The organism is Agrobacterium sp. ICMP 6402, assembly GCF_009498615.1.
Taxonomy (GTDB): domain Bacteria; phylum Pseudomonadota; class Alphaproteobacteria; order Rhizobiales; family Rhizobiaceae; genus Agrobacterium; species Agrobacterium burrii.
This window is the reverse complement of sequence record NZ_QSNV01000004.1, coordinates 173,015-184,631: the sequence shown is the minus strand read 5'-3', so window position 1 is coordinate 184,631 and position 11,617 is coordinate 173,015. Positions and strand designations below refer to the sequence as shown.

Below are 11,617 nucleotides of genomic sequence, written 5' to 3'. Positions count from 1 at the left end.
TGGGACTGCGTTGAAAAAATCAGGCTATGCCGGCGGCCAGAAGCGCATGCACGCTTTCATCGAAATGCCGCGCCATAAGCGTTGAAGCGGTTTGCGGGTCGCCGGCGGCAATAGCCTGCCCGATGGCGACGTGAAGCTCGCCGGCTGCGTGACGCTGGGCGTCAGATGTCCGGCTTTTCCAGCCGATCGGCCATGTCTGGCGCGTCACATTCTGGAACGCGCCGAGAATGAGCTCGAAAACCGGGTTCTTGGAAGCCCGGGCGACGGCGAGGTGGAAAGCAAGGTCATGTTCCATGACTTTGTCGTTGTCGCCGAAATCCCGTCCCATATTATTGGCATGGTCGAGAATGGTGAGCGCTTCCGCATCCGTGCGCCTGAGTGCCGCGAGCGTCACGGTTCTGACCTCGATGGTACGGCGTACGTCGTAAATCTGCTGGATGTTGATCTGCTCGGTATGAATGCCATGCTCGAACATCAGCGACATCGCCCCATGATCAAGCGTTGCCACGGTGGCGCGCTTGCCGGCGCTGACATCGATCAGCCGCATGGCCGAAAGGGACCGGAAAGCTTCGCGAACGACGGTGCGTGAGACGCCGAGCTGCTGGGAAAGCGAAAGTTCGCTCGGCAGTTTCGCGCCGGGGGCCAGTTCGTTTTCGCGGATATGGCGGGTGATTGCGCCGATCGTGCTGCTGACGAGACCGGTTTCATGGGAAATGGCGTTATACATTTTTCCTCCAACCTGTAGTACAGGTTTATGGAAAATTGCTTACAGGATTTTTCGCGCCGAAACAAGCACCCATCGCTGGTTCGATTGGATGTTTGTCTGATCGATGAACCTATTCCTCGAAATCCTGCAAAAAGCGCTTCAGCAGCCCGTTCAGCGCCGCCTGCTCCTCTTTGCCGAGATGAGCGACCAGACGATGCTGGTTTTCGACATGCGCCCCGACGGCATCCTCGACAATGGCAAGTCCACGCTCCGTCAGCGATATCAACACGCTGCGCCGGTCATGCGGGTTGTGAATGCGCTCCACCAGCCCGGCCTTTTCCAGTTGGTCGATCCGGTTGGTCATGGTGCCGGAACTCACCATGGTCATGGCCAGCAGATCGCCGGGAGAGAGCTGATAGGGTGAGCCCGCCCGCCGCAATGTCGCCAGCACATCGAAAGCGGAGGAGGAGAGCCCATGTCTCAGCAGCACCGCCTCAACCTCACGGCCAAGATGTGTACTGAGGCGGTGGAGGCGCCCGAGCAGGCCCATGGGGCCGACATCGAGATCGGGCCGCTCCTTGCGCCATTGCGCCAGAATATGATCGACGTGGTCTAGCGGTTCTTTACTCATCATCAAGGCATAACAATTGATATCTTGACGTCAAGATAAAATCGAATAGGGTAGATTTGTCTTGATGTAGAGATTCTTGAAATGAAGAAAAATCCGACCTACGCCGCCGATGTGCTGGTGACCGCGCTTGCCCCGGCCATCTGGGGAACCACCTATTTCGTCACCACGGAATTTTTGCCACAGGGCTACCCTCTGCATGTCGCCATGCTGCGTGCTTTGCCGGCGGGCATCCTGCTGTTGCTGCTCGTCCGGAAGCTGCCGGAAGGCATCTGGTGGCCGCGCAGCTTCATTCTTGGCGCGCTGAATTTTTCGTTTTTCTGGGCGATGCTTTTCGTGTCGGCTTATCGGCTGCCGGGCGGTGTGGCGGCAACGGTGGGTGCGGTACAACCCCTCATCGTCATTGGCCTTTCCCGGCTGTTTCTGGCCGCACCCGTCAGGCCGCTTGCCATCGCCGCCGGACTGCTGGGCATCACAGGTGTAGCATTTTTGGTTCTGACGCCCGGTGCTGCGCTGGATGGTATCGGCGTTGCCGCAGGACTTGCCGGTGCCGTCTCCATGGCTTTCGGAACGGTGCTGACCCGCAAATGGCGACCGCCGGTCTCCAATCTCACCTTCACCGCCTGGCAATTGACCGCAGGCGGCATTTTGCTCTTGCCGGTTGCCTTTGTTCTGGAACCGGCCCTGCCAGCGCCGACCGCCGCCAATATTCTCGGCATGGCCTATCTCGGCCTCATCGGCGCGGCGCTGACCTATCTTTTGTGGTTTCGCGGGCTTGCCCGCATCGAGCCCTCGGCTGCCGCATCGCTCGGTTTTCTAAGCCCTGTCGTTGCAACTCTTCTGGGCTGGCTGGCGCTCGGCGAAAGCCTCACGCCAGCGCAGATCGCCGGGTTTGTCGCGGTGCTTTTCAGCATCTGGCTCAGTCAGCGCAGCCAGTTGCCGAGGTAAGCGCCCTCAGGCCCATTCGCCCTTGCGCATAACCGGAACCGTGGAGCCATCCCGCTTCACGCCGTCAATATCCACCTTGTCGGAACCGATCATCCAGTCGATGTGGATGAGGCTGGAATTGCCGCCCTGCGCCTTGATCTGATCCTGCGACAAGGAAGCGCCATCAACGAAGCATTTCGAGTAGCATTGGCCAAGCGCAATGTGGCACGAGGCGTTTTCGTCAAACAGCGTGTTGTAGAACAGGATACCGCTTGCGGAGATCGGTGAGGAATGCGGCACCAGCGCCACTTCGCCCAGACGCCGCGCGCCCTCGTCGGTATCCAGCACCTTGTTCAGCACCGCTTCGCCCATGGAAGCCTTGGCTTCGATGATGCGGCCGGCTTCGAACTTCACCCTGATATCGTCGATCAGTGTTCCCTGATGCGACAGGGGCTTGGTGCTGGAAACGTAACCATCCACCCGCAGCGCATGCGGCGTGGTAAACACTTCTTCCGTCGGAATATTCGGGTTGCAGGTTACGCCGTTCTTGGCTGTGGAAGCGCCGCCATGCCATTCATGGCCGTCCGCCAGCCCGATCGTCACATCCGTGCCGGGACCGGTGAAATGCAGCGATGCGAAGCGCTCACCATTCAGCCATGCCGAACGCTTGGCAAGATTGGCGTTATGCTCCGCCCATGCCGCGACCGGATCGGCCAGATCAACCCGCGAGGCGGCGAAGATGGCGTCTGCGAGCTTTCGGACTGCTTCGTCCTCGGCAATATCCGGGAAGACCTGCTTTGCCCAGGAGGGGTTCGGATAGGAGATGATGTTCCAGTTGATGTCGAAATTGGAAATCTTCTCCAGCGCTGGCTTGTAGGCCGTGGAATTGGCCTTGTTGGCGCGCGCCACCTTGGCAGGGTCCTGCTCCGCCAGCAGCATGGGGTTGTCACCGGCAATCGCCAGCCGTGCAGCGCCGTTGGCATAGGCTTTCGCCATGCCCTCATAGAGCCAGCCGGAAGCCCGGTCGAAATTTGCGTCGCTGGCGTGGCGATAGCGGGCAAGCGTCGTTTCCTCATCGGAATAGAAGGTGGTGACCAGCCCGCTGCCGGCGAGATAGGCATGTTTGGTCAAAAGCCGCACCAGCGGCAGCGCCGCCAGCGGTGCCGTGATCACCAGATCCTGATCCTTCTGCAATTGCAGGCCGACTTTTACGGCGACTTCGGCCAGTTTTTCGAGTTTGACGGGATCGATGGGAGAAACGGTCATGATCTGCCTTCGTATATTTCAATCGGAGGCGCCGACCATAGCCCATTCCTTTCGAAAGCCAAATGCTTTCAAAAGCGGTGGGAAAAGCGTCAGTCCGCTACCAGCGGAGCGATGACGGCCTTCAGTGCCGCCTGCGCATCGCGAGGCGAAAGTCTCACCTGCAACCCCCTTTGCCCGCCATTCACATAAACATGCGCATGCGCCATGGCCTCGGCCTCAATGGCCGTCGGCACCTGCTTCTTCTGCCCGAAAGGGCTGATGCCGCCGACGTGGTAACCGGTGGCCCGCTCCGCATCGGCAGGCTTCATCATGCTGGCGGATTTACCTCCGAAGGCGGCGGCGAGTTTCTTCATGCTCACCTCACGGTCGGAAGGGACAACGACGCAGACCGGTTTGCCGTCCAGCTCCGCCATCAGCGTTTTCAGCACCAGATGCGGCGGTTCGCCAATTGCCTCGGCCGCCTGCAGGCCGATGCGGTCGGCATTCGGGTCGTAGTCATAGGTGACGGTGTTAAAGGCAATACCGGCCTTGGTCAGTATCTGGGTGGCGCGGGTCGTTTTCGACATGGCGGCTGGGCTCAGGCAAAGAAGGTCTGGTAGGTTTCCGGTTTGAAACCGACGGTTATCTTGCCCTTGGCCTCGAGTACCGGACGCTTGATCATCGAGGGCTGCTCCAGCATCAATCCGATGGCCTTCTCACGGCTAAGATCGGCCTTCTGGCCATCATCCAGTTTCCTGAAGGTCGTGCCGGCGCGGTTGAGAACCGTTTCCCAACCCGCGGCATCGCACCATGTCTCCAGATGGGCGCGGTCAATGCCGGCCGCCTTGTAGTCATGAAAAGAATAGTCGATGCCGTTGGTTTCCAGCCAGCTTCTGGCCTTCTTCATCGTGTCGCAGTTCTTGATGCCGTAAATGGTGATCGTCATGCTGCCAGCCTCGTTGTCTTCAAGCTCTCCGGCATAACAAAATATCCACCTTATTCAACCCGCTCGCTGAAGTGCTCTGCGCCGTTTGAGAGGCGTGACATCTGAGCCATGCGGAATCGCCATGGCTGATATCTAAACGAGCGCGAGCAAAGCTGCATGGCTTCCCTGCTACATCATGAGTTGTAGAAGAGGCCGAAAATACCCATTATTTGCGTATCAAAGATGGAGAGAAAAATGCGTCAGGTTGCAAAGACATCGCGTAACTTCTTCGGCGAAACTTTCGCCGTTCTCGGTGCTGCGCTCTCGGTTTCGGCCGCTGTTCGCGCACATCGCAAGCCGGCCCGTGCCGATCTCGAAGCCCTCGGCATCGACGGCAAGGCTTTCGACAAGGTACAGCTCTAAGCTGGTTGTTACTTGTAGCGAGGCGGCATCGCCTCGCTTGCGCTTCGGGTCGAAATTCATATCGGTTTTCGACGCGCGAGCTGGATGTGCTGCGAATGGCTCGAGAAGCGTTCTGTATTCACGCCGGAAGGTTCCCGCATTGTCCTCGAACGGCAGATGCGGGATAAATTGTCAGCACAGGATTGCTCCGCCGTTTTGAGCGCACGTCATCGCACCGCTGCACTCTGCTTCGGCCGCTTCGACGGGCCGATCATTCTTTCCGATAAATATAACTGGCTCTCCGGCCGCTCATAACGATCCGCCTTCGCTGAAAGCGCAAAGCGTGCCAGAGATTCGTGCCGTGTTTCGCCATTGTGGCTGAAGACGAGCTCAAAATTGCCCGCCAGCCAGCTATAGGGTTTACCAGCCGGCATCGGCTCAATCTTTCCGCAGCCATAGACCATGGTGAGATGCGGCGTAAAAGATGATGCCGTAATAAAGGGAAGATTTGCCCGCCAAAGGGCACGTTGCAGCATCTTCACCAGAGCCTTGATCTCCGGCATGTCGCGGCCGCTTCGCAGCACCAGACTATTGCGATTACCAAAAAGCGATGTTTCTTCGAAAGTGATAGGAACAGGCCGCGCCTCGATTTCCCCCAGTGCCGCCTTCAGCCTGTTTATCAGCCCGCGAGGCGCAGTCTCGAAACATCCGACACAGAGCAGGGTTATATGCAGAAGCTCCGCAGGATAGGCTGCACGCCTCGTCCGTCCTTCCGCATGGTGCGAGGCATCGGCAAAAATCCTCTCTGCCAAGGCTGCCGGCGGTTTCAACACGATCAAGACCTTGCTGCGCAATCGCGGATTGAAGCGCTGTATTTTCGGCGGCTCCAGCCCTTCAAAGAAAAGCTGCCTTACACCTCCTTTATCCGTCAACTCGAAACCCATGACGATGCTCCACGGCTTTTGCCAAGGCCGCGATATTATCATTGTCAGAAGGAATTGAAAGAACAAAAAGAGAACAATCGTCCCGACAGGCAGGAGGAATGCCCGGAAATAACAGTACGATGCGTCAAGTTGACATTCTACCTACTAGTTGGTAGATAATGAATATGAAAAACCCACAGACCAGAGCCGATGATATCCTTCGCTGCGCGCGCACCCTCATTGTAAGGGGCGGCTATAACAGTTTCAGCTACGCGGATATCTCCAATGTGGTCGGCATTCGCAATGCCAGCATTCACCACCATTTCCCCAGCAAGTCAGACCTGGTCCGCAAATTGGTCGAGCAGTACAGGCAGGAAGCTGAAGCCGGGATCGCCGAACTGGAGCGAAACATCTCTGATCCGCTCGAACAGCTTCGCGCTTATGTCGGCTATTGGGAGGGCTGTATCGCTGACGCGACCCATCCCTTCTGCGTCTGCGCCCTGCTCGCCACTGAAATACCGGTCCTTCCCGAATCTGTCGTTCTTGAAGTGCGCGCGCATTTTCAAAGCCTCTCGGACTGGCTCACCGCCGTGCTGGAGCGCGGCGTCGCCCAAGGGCGCTTTGTGATGACCGGGACGGCGAGGGCCAATGCTGAAATGTTCATGGCCACTGTGCATGGCGCAATGCTCTCGGCCCGCGCCCACGGTGATGCCGCGACCTTTGGCGCGATAACCCGCCCCATGCTGGAACGCATCACCGCTTGAAAACGAAACGTCGCCAGGGAGGTGAATACATGACCTGAGCGACACCCAGACCCGGTAAATAGACAGCACTACGCTTGCAGATAGGTCGTCAACAGTCTGCTTCCTCAGGTCCCCCGACCTTTGGGAAGAGAAAGGTAATCTCTCATGTTCGGAATTTCTCCGCTTGGCTGGGTCCACACACTCGGCAGCCTGCCGGCCATTCCCGTGGCCATTTACATGTTTGCCCGTCACGGTCGAATTGTTCCCCGATCCACGCCGGGCGCCATCTATTTTGTGTCCATGTTGATTGGTGCCGCGACGGCCTTCCTCGTGGCGCATCAGCCGGTCAGTTACGCCATTGGCGCGCTCACCATCCTGTTCCTGCTTGCAGGTTACGGGATCGAGCGCATTCTCGGCTCAACGCGCATCGCCAGATATGTTGAAACCATTTGTCTCAGTGTCAGCGCGTTTCTCTTGATGGTACCGACGGCGACGGAGACCCTGCGCCGTGTTCCGGACGGTCATCCCTTTGTCACCGATTTGAAATCGCCGCTGCTTCTTGGTGTTCAGGCAGGGTTGCTGGCGATCCTCATTGTCGGCCTGACCGTCCAGATCATCTACCTCGCAAGACAAAACAGAAACGCCGCGAACTAGTCGCGGCGTTATCGTTTAAGCTGGGTCGATTGTAGCCGTTATTCCCACTCGATCGTGCCGGGCGGCTTGCTCGTAACGTCATAGACGACACGGTTGATGCCGCGTACTTCGTTGATGATGCGGGTCGCGGCGCGGCCGAGGAAATTCATGTCGTAGGGATAGAAATCTGCCGTCATACCATCCACCGAGGTCACGGCACGCAGCGCGCAGACGAAGTCATAGGTGCGGTAGTCGCCCATGACGCCGACGGTCTGCACCGGCAGCAGCACGGCGAAAGCCTGCCAGATCGTGTCATAGAGACCGGCCTTGCGGATTTCGTCGAGATAGACCGCATCTGCCTTGCGCAGAATATCGAGCTTTTCGCGGGTGATTGCGCCGGGGCAGCGGATCGCCAGACCAGGACCGGGGAAGGGGTGTCGGCCGATGAAGCTTTCCGGCAGGCCGAGTTCGCGGCCGAGCGCGCGGACTTCGTCCTTGAAGAGCTCACGCAGCGGTTCAACGAGCTGCATGTTCATGCGCTCGGGAAGACCGCCGACATTGTGGTGGCTCTTGATGGTGACGGACGGACCGCCGGAGAAGGAAACGCTTTCGATGACGTCAGGGTAAAGCGTGCCCTGCGCCAGAAACTTCGGTGCACCCTTGCCATCCGAAGCGATCTTGGCCGCTTCGGCCTCGAAGACCTCGATGAACAGGCGACCGATGGTCTTGCGCTTTGCTTCCGGATCGGAAACGCCCGAGAGTTCGCCGAGGAACAGATCGGCTGCGTCCACATGAACAAGCGGAATATTGTAATGGTCGCGGAACATGCCGACCACCTGCTCGCTCTCGCCAAGCCGCATCAGGCCGTGATCGACGTAAACGCAGGTCAGCTGGTCGCCGATCGCCTCATGGATGAGGATCGCCGCAACCGAGGAATCGACGCCGCCGGAGAGCGCGCAGAGCACGCGGCCGGTGCCGACCTGATCGCGGATCTTGCGGATCATCTCGGCGCGATAGGCCGCCATTGTCCAGTCGGATTTCAGGCCAACGATCTTGTGCACGAAGTTGGACAGCAGCTTGCCGCCATCAGGCGTGTGCACCACTTCCGGGTGGAACATGGTGGTGTAATAGTGACGCGTCTCGTCGGCTGCGATGGCGAAGGGCGCGTTTTCCGAGGTGGCGATGACCTCGAAACCTTCCGGCAGCTTCGTCACGCGGTCGCCATGGCTCATCCAGACAGGATAGCTCTTGCCCTCATCCCAGAAGCCTTCGAAAAGCGGGCTCGCCTTTTTGATGTCGATATCGGCGCGGCCGAATTCCGCCGCATGGCCGCCCTCGACGACACCGCCGAGCTGCGTGCAAAGCGTCTGCTGGCCGTAGCAGATGCCGAGGATCGGAACCTTGCTGTCGAACACCGCCTGCGGCGCGCGCGGGCTGCCTTCAGCCGTCACGGATGCGGGGCCGCCGGAGAAGATCACGCCCTTGGGCTGAAGCTTCTCAAACGCCTCTGCGGCATTCTGGAACGGATGGATTTCGCAATAGACCCCGGCTTCGCGGATGCGGCGCGCAATCAGCTGCGTCACCTGGCTGCCGAAATCGATGATGAGAATGCTGTCGGGATGGGCTATCTGGGTCATGGCGAGCCTTTAAAGAAAATGGCGGCTTTAGGCAACCCGCAAGCGGGCATCAACCAGCGGAAATTTGCGAAAATCGCAAGGTTTCAAAGGGCGATCACGCCCTCCTCAATGGCGTGGCAAAGCCGGTCGATGGCATCCGCCAGCTTTTCATCGATGATGTGCAGATACTCCGTCCAGTCGTCCACGTGGTTCACATCGGCCTTGCCATCGGAAATACCGCGCAGGCCGATAAGCGGCACACCGAAGCGCTGGCAGGCTCTCAAAACGGCAAAGGTCTCCATTTCCACCATATCGGCATCGATCAAGCCATAGGCGGCGCCAGAAACCACATTGCCGCCGGTGGAAAGCCGTGCGTCGGCAATTTCGGGTATGCGGAAGGGCAAGGCCACCTCGGCCGGCAGGTCGAGAAACGGCGTGCAACCCTTTTCAAAACCGAAGGGGGAAGCGTCCATGTCGCGATAGGAAACTGAAATCGCCTGATAAATGCCCGTCTGTTCCAGCGTCCGCGAGCCGGCGGAACCGAGCGAAACGACGAGGTCGGGCAGATGATCCGCCGCATCGAGACCGGCAAGAACCGCCGTGACTGAAACCGCTGCCTCAACCGGGCCGACGCCGATCATGAGGGGTGAAATTCTCGCCTGCAGGTGAGGGCCGTATTCGGCGGGAGCCGCCATGACAAAAAGAACGGATTTATCCGCAACATGCAAAAGCCGATAGCTCATCCGGTAATGTCCTCGCGTCCCTTCACCACCATCATCGTGCCTGTCATGGAGGCGATCAGTTTTGCCGGTCCGTCGGCAAGCGCATAGGCGCGGCCGTCGGCAACGATCAGATTATTTCCGGGCTTGATGATCTCGCCACGAAACAGGAACCGATCGCCGCGACCCGGCGACATGAGGTTGACCTTGAACTCGATGGTCAAAAGCGAGGCTTCCGGCTCGATGATCGTATAGGCGGCATAGGTGCAGGCCGTATCCAGACCGGCGGCGATGACGCCGGCATGCAATATGCCATGCTGCTGCGTCAGCTTTTCATGAAAGGGCAATTCGATTTCCACCAGCCGGTGTTCGATACGGCTGATCTGCGCATCGATTGCCTGCACGACACCCTGCCGCGCAAAGCTTCTTTCTATCCGCTGACGAAAATCGCCGGGATCCGTGATCTCCATGGCCTACCTGCCTGCTCTAAGTCTCCACCGCAAACTGACATGGCGTGGGACGACGGGCAAGGCAAGGGTGCGGAAGTCATTTAGTTCAGGAGGCCGATACTCGCATTCAGCAGGGTGGCGAAGCCAACCCAGAGGGCATAAGGAACGAAAAGCCACATCGATATCCTGTCACGGCGATAGGTGAGTGCGATGAAGGCGAGGATGCAGATCAGCATCGGCACGATGATGACCAGTGCGCCCGCCGGGCTTTGCATGCCGAAAAAGATCGGCGACCACAGGAAATTCAGCACCATCTGGGTGAACCAGAGGCGCATGCGTGTCCCCATCCGCTTCCTGATCCATGTCCGTGCGCCGGCGATGCCGATCAGCACGTAAAGCGTCGTCCAGACCGGCCCGAAAATCCAGTTAGGCGGATTGAAGAACGGCTTTTGCAGTGATTGATACCATTCGCCGGGCACATTGTTGACGCCGATCAGCGCCCCAACGGCAACAACTGCAACCACGAAAACAATATACACGTTGAGGTTTTTCATGACGCTTCCAATGCGCCGGCCGCGCTTTGGTTCCCGTGCCTTTTCAGTATTTTAGCTGGCGATGCGCACGATATGCTGGTCCCATGCCACGTCACTGCGCAGGGTTTCGAAAAATCCATCATAGGAAGAAACCGCAATCCCCCGGGCGGAGGGTGCAACGCCCGCTGCGTCGCGCACGCTTACCTCTGAAACCACCCGCCCGGTTTTCGCATCCAGCGTCACCGCGGCATTGCCATTGGGCGACGTCAGACCCACCAGCCCCTCGCGCCGGTTGACGGCGATGGCGCCGACATAATTGGCAAGGCGCACCGTCGTTTCCTCCGGCAGGTCGACGAAGGCCAAATCCTCGCCCTTGGCGAAATGGCCGACCAGTGGCGGCAGATCGTTGCGTGGTCCCTCATATTGGCATGCGAACCAGACGCGACCGTCATTGCCAAGGTCTACATGGCGGGTGGAAAGCTGCCGCAGCCGGTCCGGCATCGTATGTTTCTGGATTAACTGGCCCGTTGCGGCATCCAGAAGCACGAGAGAGGGTTGCATGCTGTCGATATTGAGCTTGGTACGGCCGAAATCCGGGTGGGTTTCGATGCCGCCATTGGCGATCACGATCAGCCGCCCGTCATCGCTCACCGTCATATCATGCGTACCGACGCCGTGGGCATCGTATTCGCCGATACGGGCAAATCCATTTTTGGCGTCGTAAAGCCCGATAACACCGCGATTGCCGTCGAAGTCGTTTTCGCTGGCATAGAGAATTGCGCCATCGGGGGAAAATTGCCCGTGGCCATAGAAATGGCGGTTCTCCGGCGTGTGCATCACAATCGGTTCGCGGTGCCGCGCGGGATCGAAGGCCATGAAGAAGGTGCCGGGCCGGCGCGCAAAGGCCACGGTCGTGCCCGTGGCGTGGCTCGTCGCCATTCCATGCGCGCGGGCGGGAAGCGCAACACGGTCGATGATCTCGCCACGCTCGCTCACCGTCGCAATACCGTAGGAGCCGTCACGGGCGCGGAAGGCAGAAGCAAAGACGGCGTCTGTGCGTTCCAGCGCATAAAGTGAACGGGGAGCCAGCGTGGCGAGAAAGGGAATGCCCACCGCCTTGATGAAGCTGCGCCGATCTATCAGCATCCGTTTGGCGCCTGATATCATC

The 11,617-nt window shown here is 58.9% G+C and carries 16 protein-coding genes; 5 read left to right on the top strand and 11 right to left on the bottom strand.

The window, feature by feature from the left end:
- Positions 1-19: 19 nt before the first annotated feature.
- Together DXT96_RS13960 and DXT96_RS13955 are read right to left on the bottom strand one after the other, a co-directional pair.
- Positions 20-727 (bottom strand): FadR/GntR family transcriptional regulator, encoded by a 708-nt coding sequence (locus DXT96_RS13960; RefSeq protein WP_149898349.1) that lies wholly within the window; start codon positions 725-727, stop codon positions 20-22.
- Positions 728-836: 109 nt separating this feature from the next.
- Positions 837-1,337: a MarR family winged helix-turn-helix transcriptional regulator gene (locus DXT96_RS13955; protein WP_149898978.1), complete on the bottom strand. Its 501-nt coding sequence runs from the start codon at positions 1,335-1,337 to the stop codon at positions 837-839.
- A gap of 81 nt (positions 1,338-1,418) precedes the next feature.
- On the opposite strand from DXT96_RS13955, the gene DXT96_RS13950 reads away from it, so the two are divergent.
- Positions 1,419-2,282, top strand: coding sequence for an EamA family transporter (locus DXT96_RS13950; RefSeq protein WP_153515236.1), 864 nt, complete (start codon positions 1,419-1,421; stop codon positions 2,280-2,282).
- A 6-nt stretch (positions 2,283-2,288) separates the two neighbouring features.
- Here DXT96_RS13950 and DXT96_RS13945 read toward each other — a convergent pair whose 3' ends face one another.
- From DXT96_RS13945 to DXT96_RS13935, 3 genes are all read right to left on the bottom strand, one after another.
- The gene (locus DXT96_RS13945) at positions 2,289-3,527 is read right to left on the bottom strand and encodes an aminopeptidase (protein WP_153515235.1); all 1,239 of its coding nucleotides are present in this window, start codon (positions 3,525-3,527) and stop codon (positions 2,289-2,291) included.
- A gap of 89 nt (positions 3,528-3,616) precedes the next feature.
- Positions 3,617-4,093, bottom strand: coding sequence for a Cys-tRNA(Pro) deacylase (gene ybaK, locus DXT96_RS13940; RefSeq protein WP_153515234.1), 477 nt, complete (start codon positions 4,091-4,093; stop codon positions 3,617-3,619).
- An 11-nt stretch (positions 4,094-4,104) separates the two neighbouring features.
- Complete coding sequence (locus tag DXT96_RS13935; RefSeq protein ID WP_153515233.1) at positions 4,105-4,452, bottom strand: ArsC family reductase; 348 nt, start codon at positions 4,450-4,452, stop codon at positions 4,105-4,107.
- 234 nt (positions 4,453-4,686) lie between these two features.
- Here DXT96_RS13935 and DXT96_RS26955 point away from each other — a divergent pair, with 234 nt between their 5' ends.
- Positions 4,687-4,854 carry a hypothetical protein gene (locus tag DXT96_RS26955; protein ID WP_003503889.1) on the top strand — a complete coding sequence of 56 codons (168 nt, stop codon included), beginning with the start codon at positions 4,687-4,689 and terminating at the stop codon, positions 4,852-4,854.
- Positions 4,855-5,060: 206 nt separating this feature from the next.
- Here DXT96_RS26955 and DXT96_RS13925 read toward each other — a convergent pair whose 3' ends face one another.
- Entirely contained in the window at positions 5,061-5,666 is a 606-nt protein-coding gene (locus DXT96_RS13925) for a 2'-5' RNA ligase family protein (protein ID WP_371418876.1), read from the bottom strand.
- Here DXT96_RS13925 and DXT96_RS27205 point away from each other — a divergent pair.
- The 3 genes from DXT96_RS27205 (at position 5,562) to DXT96_RS13915 (ending at position 7,153) form a co-directional block, all read left to right on the top strand.
- Positions 5,562-5,936: a hypothetical protein gene (locus tag DXT96_RS27205; protein ID WP_246670574.1), complete on the top strand. Its 375-nt coding sequence runs from the start codon at positions 5,562-5,564 to the stop codon at positions 5,934-5,936. The genes DXT96_RS13925 and DXT96_RS27205 overlap by 105 nt on opposite strands.
- Before the next feature lie 5 nt (positions 5,937-5,941).
- Entirely contained in the window at positions 5,942-6,520 is a 579-nt protein-coding gene (locus DXT96_RS13920) for a TetR/AcrR family transcriptional regulator (RefSeq protein ID WP_153515231.1), read from the top strand.
- 144 nt (positions 6,521-6,664) lie between these two features.
- Positions 6,665-7,153, top strand: coding sequence for a hypothetical protein (locus tag DXT96_RS13915; RefSeq protein WP_153515230.1), 489 nt, complete (start codon positions 6,665-6,667; stop codon positions 7,151-7,153).
- A gap of 38 nt (positions 7,154-7,191) precedes the next feature.
- Here DXT96_RS13915 and guaA read toward each other — a convergent pair whose 3' ends face one another.
- The 5 genes from guaA to DXT96_RS13890 all read right to left on the bottom strand — a co-directional run bounded on the left by guaA (position 7,192) and on the right by DXT96_RS13890 (position 11,616).
- Positions 7,192-8,769, bottom strand: coding sequence for a glutamine-hydrolyzing GMP synthase (gene guaA / locus DXT96_RS13910; protein WP_153515229.1), 1,578 nt, complete (start codon positions 8,767-8,769; stop codon positions 7,192-7,194).
- An 83-nt stretch (positions 8,770-8,852) separates the two neighbouring features.
- Entirely contained in the window at positions 8,853-9,491 is a 639-nt protein-coding gene (locus tag DXT96_RS13905; RefSeq protein WP_153515228.1) for a 5'-methylthioadenosine/S-adenosylhomocysteine nucleosidase, read from the bottom strand.
- Positions 9,488-9,937, bottom strand: coding sequence for a PaaI family thioesterase (locus tag DXT96_RS13900; RefSeq protein WP_153515227.1), 450 nt, complete (start codon positions 9,935-9,937; stop codon positions 9,488-9,490). Before DXT96_RS13900 ends, DXT96_RS13905 begins: the two co-directional genes overlap by 4 nt.
- 80 nt (positions 9,938-10,017) lie before the next feature.
- Positions 10,018-10,470, bottom strand: a complete 453-nt coding sequence (locus DXT96_RS13895) for a TspO/MBR family protein (RefSeq protein ID WP_153515226.1) — start codon at positions 10,468-10,470, stop codon at positions 10,018-10,020.
- 51 nt (positions 10,471-10,521) lie between these two features.
- Positions 10,522-11,616, bottom strand: a complete 1,095-nt coding sequence (locus DXT96_RS13890; RefSeq protein ID WP_153515225.1) for a DUF1513 domain-containing protein — start codon at positions 11,614-11,616, stop codon at positions 10,522-10,524.
- Between the last annotated feature and the right edge of the window lies 1 nt (position 11,617).

Excerpts from the sequence above, each read along its gene's own strand:
- DXT96_RS13960 (WP_149898349.1), bottom strand. The coding sequence starts at position 727 with ATGTATAACGCCATTTCCCATGAAACCGGTCTCGTCAGCAGCACGATC.
- DXT96_RS13955 (WP_149898978.1), bottom strand. The coding sequence starts at position 1,337 with ATGAGTAAAGAACCGCTAGACCACGTCGATCATATTCTGGCGCAATGG.
- DXT96_RS13950 (WP_153515236.1), top strand. The coding sequence starts at position 1,419 with ATGAAGAAAAATCCGACCTACGCCGCCGATGTGCTGGTGACCGCGCTT.
- DXT96_RS13945 (WP_153515235.1), bottom strand. The coding sequence starts at position 3,527 with ATGACCGTTTCTCCCATCGATCCCGTCAAACTCGAAAAACTGGCCGAA.
- ybaK (WP_153515234.1), bottom strand. The coding sequence starts at position 4,093 with ATGTCGAAAACGACCCGCGCCACCCAGATACTGACCAAGGCCGGTATT.
- DXT96_RS13935 (WP_153515233.1), bottom strand. The coding sequence starts at position 4,452 with ATGACGATCACCATTTACGGCATCAAGAACTGCGACACGATGAAGAAG.
- DXT96_RS26955 (WP_003503889.1), top strand. The coding sequence starts at position 4,687 with ATGCGTCAGGTTGCAAAGACATCGCGTAACTTCTTCGGCGAAACTTTC.
- DXT96_RS27205 (WP_246670574.1), top strand. The coding sequence starts at position 5,562 with ATGCAGAAGCTCCGCAGGATAGGCTGCACGCCTCGTCCGTCCTTCCGC.
- DXT96_RS13920 (WP_153515231.1), top strand. The coding sequence starts at position 5,942 with ATGAAAAACCCACAGACCAGAGCCGATGATATCCTTCGCTGCGCGCGC.
- DXT96_RS13915 (WP_153515230.1), top strand. The coding sequence starts at position 6,665 with ATGTTCGGAATTTCTCCGCTTGGCTGGGTCCACACACTCGGCAGCCTG.
- guaA (WP_153515229.1), bottom strand. The coding sequence starts at position 8,769 with ATGACCCAGATAGCCCATCCCGACAGCATTCTCATCATCGATTTCGGC.
- DXT96_RS13905 (WP_153515228.1), bottom strand. The coding sequence starts at position 9,491 with ATGAGCTATCGGCTTTTGCATGTTGCGGATAAATCCGTTCTTTTTGTC.
- DXT96_RS13900 (WP_153515227.1), bottom strand. The coding sequence starts at position 9,937 with ATGGAGATCACGGATCCCGGCGATTTTCGTCAGCGGATAGAAAGAAGC.
- DXT96_RS13895 (WP_153515226.1), bottom strand. The coding sequence starts at position 10,470 with ATGAAAAACCTCAACGTGTATATTGTTTTCGTGGTTGCAGTTGTTGCC.
- DXT96_RS13890 (WP_153515225.1), bottom strand. The coding sequence starts at position 11,616 with ATGATATCAGGCGCCAAACGGATGCTGATAGATCGGCGCAGCTTCATC.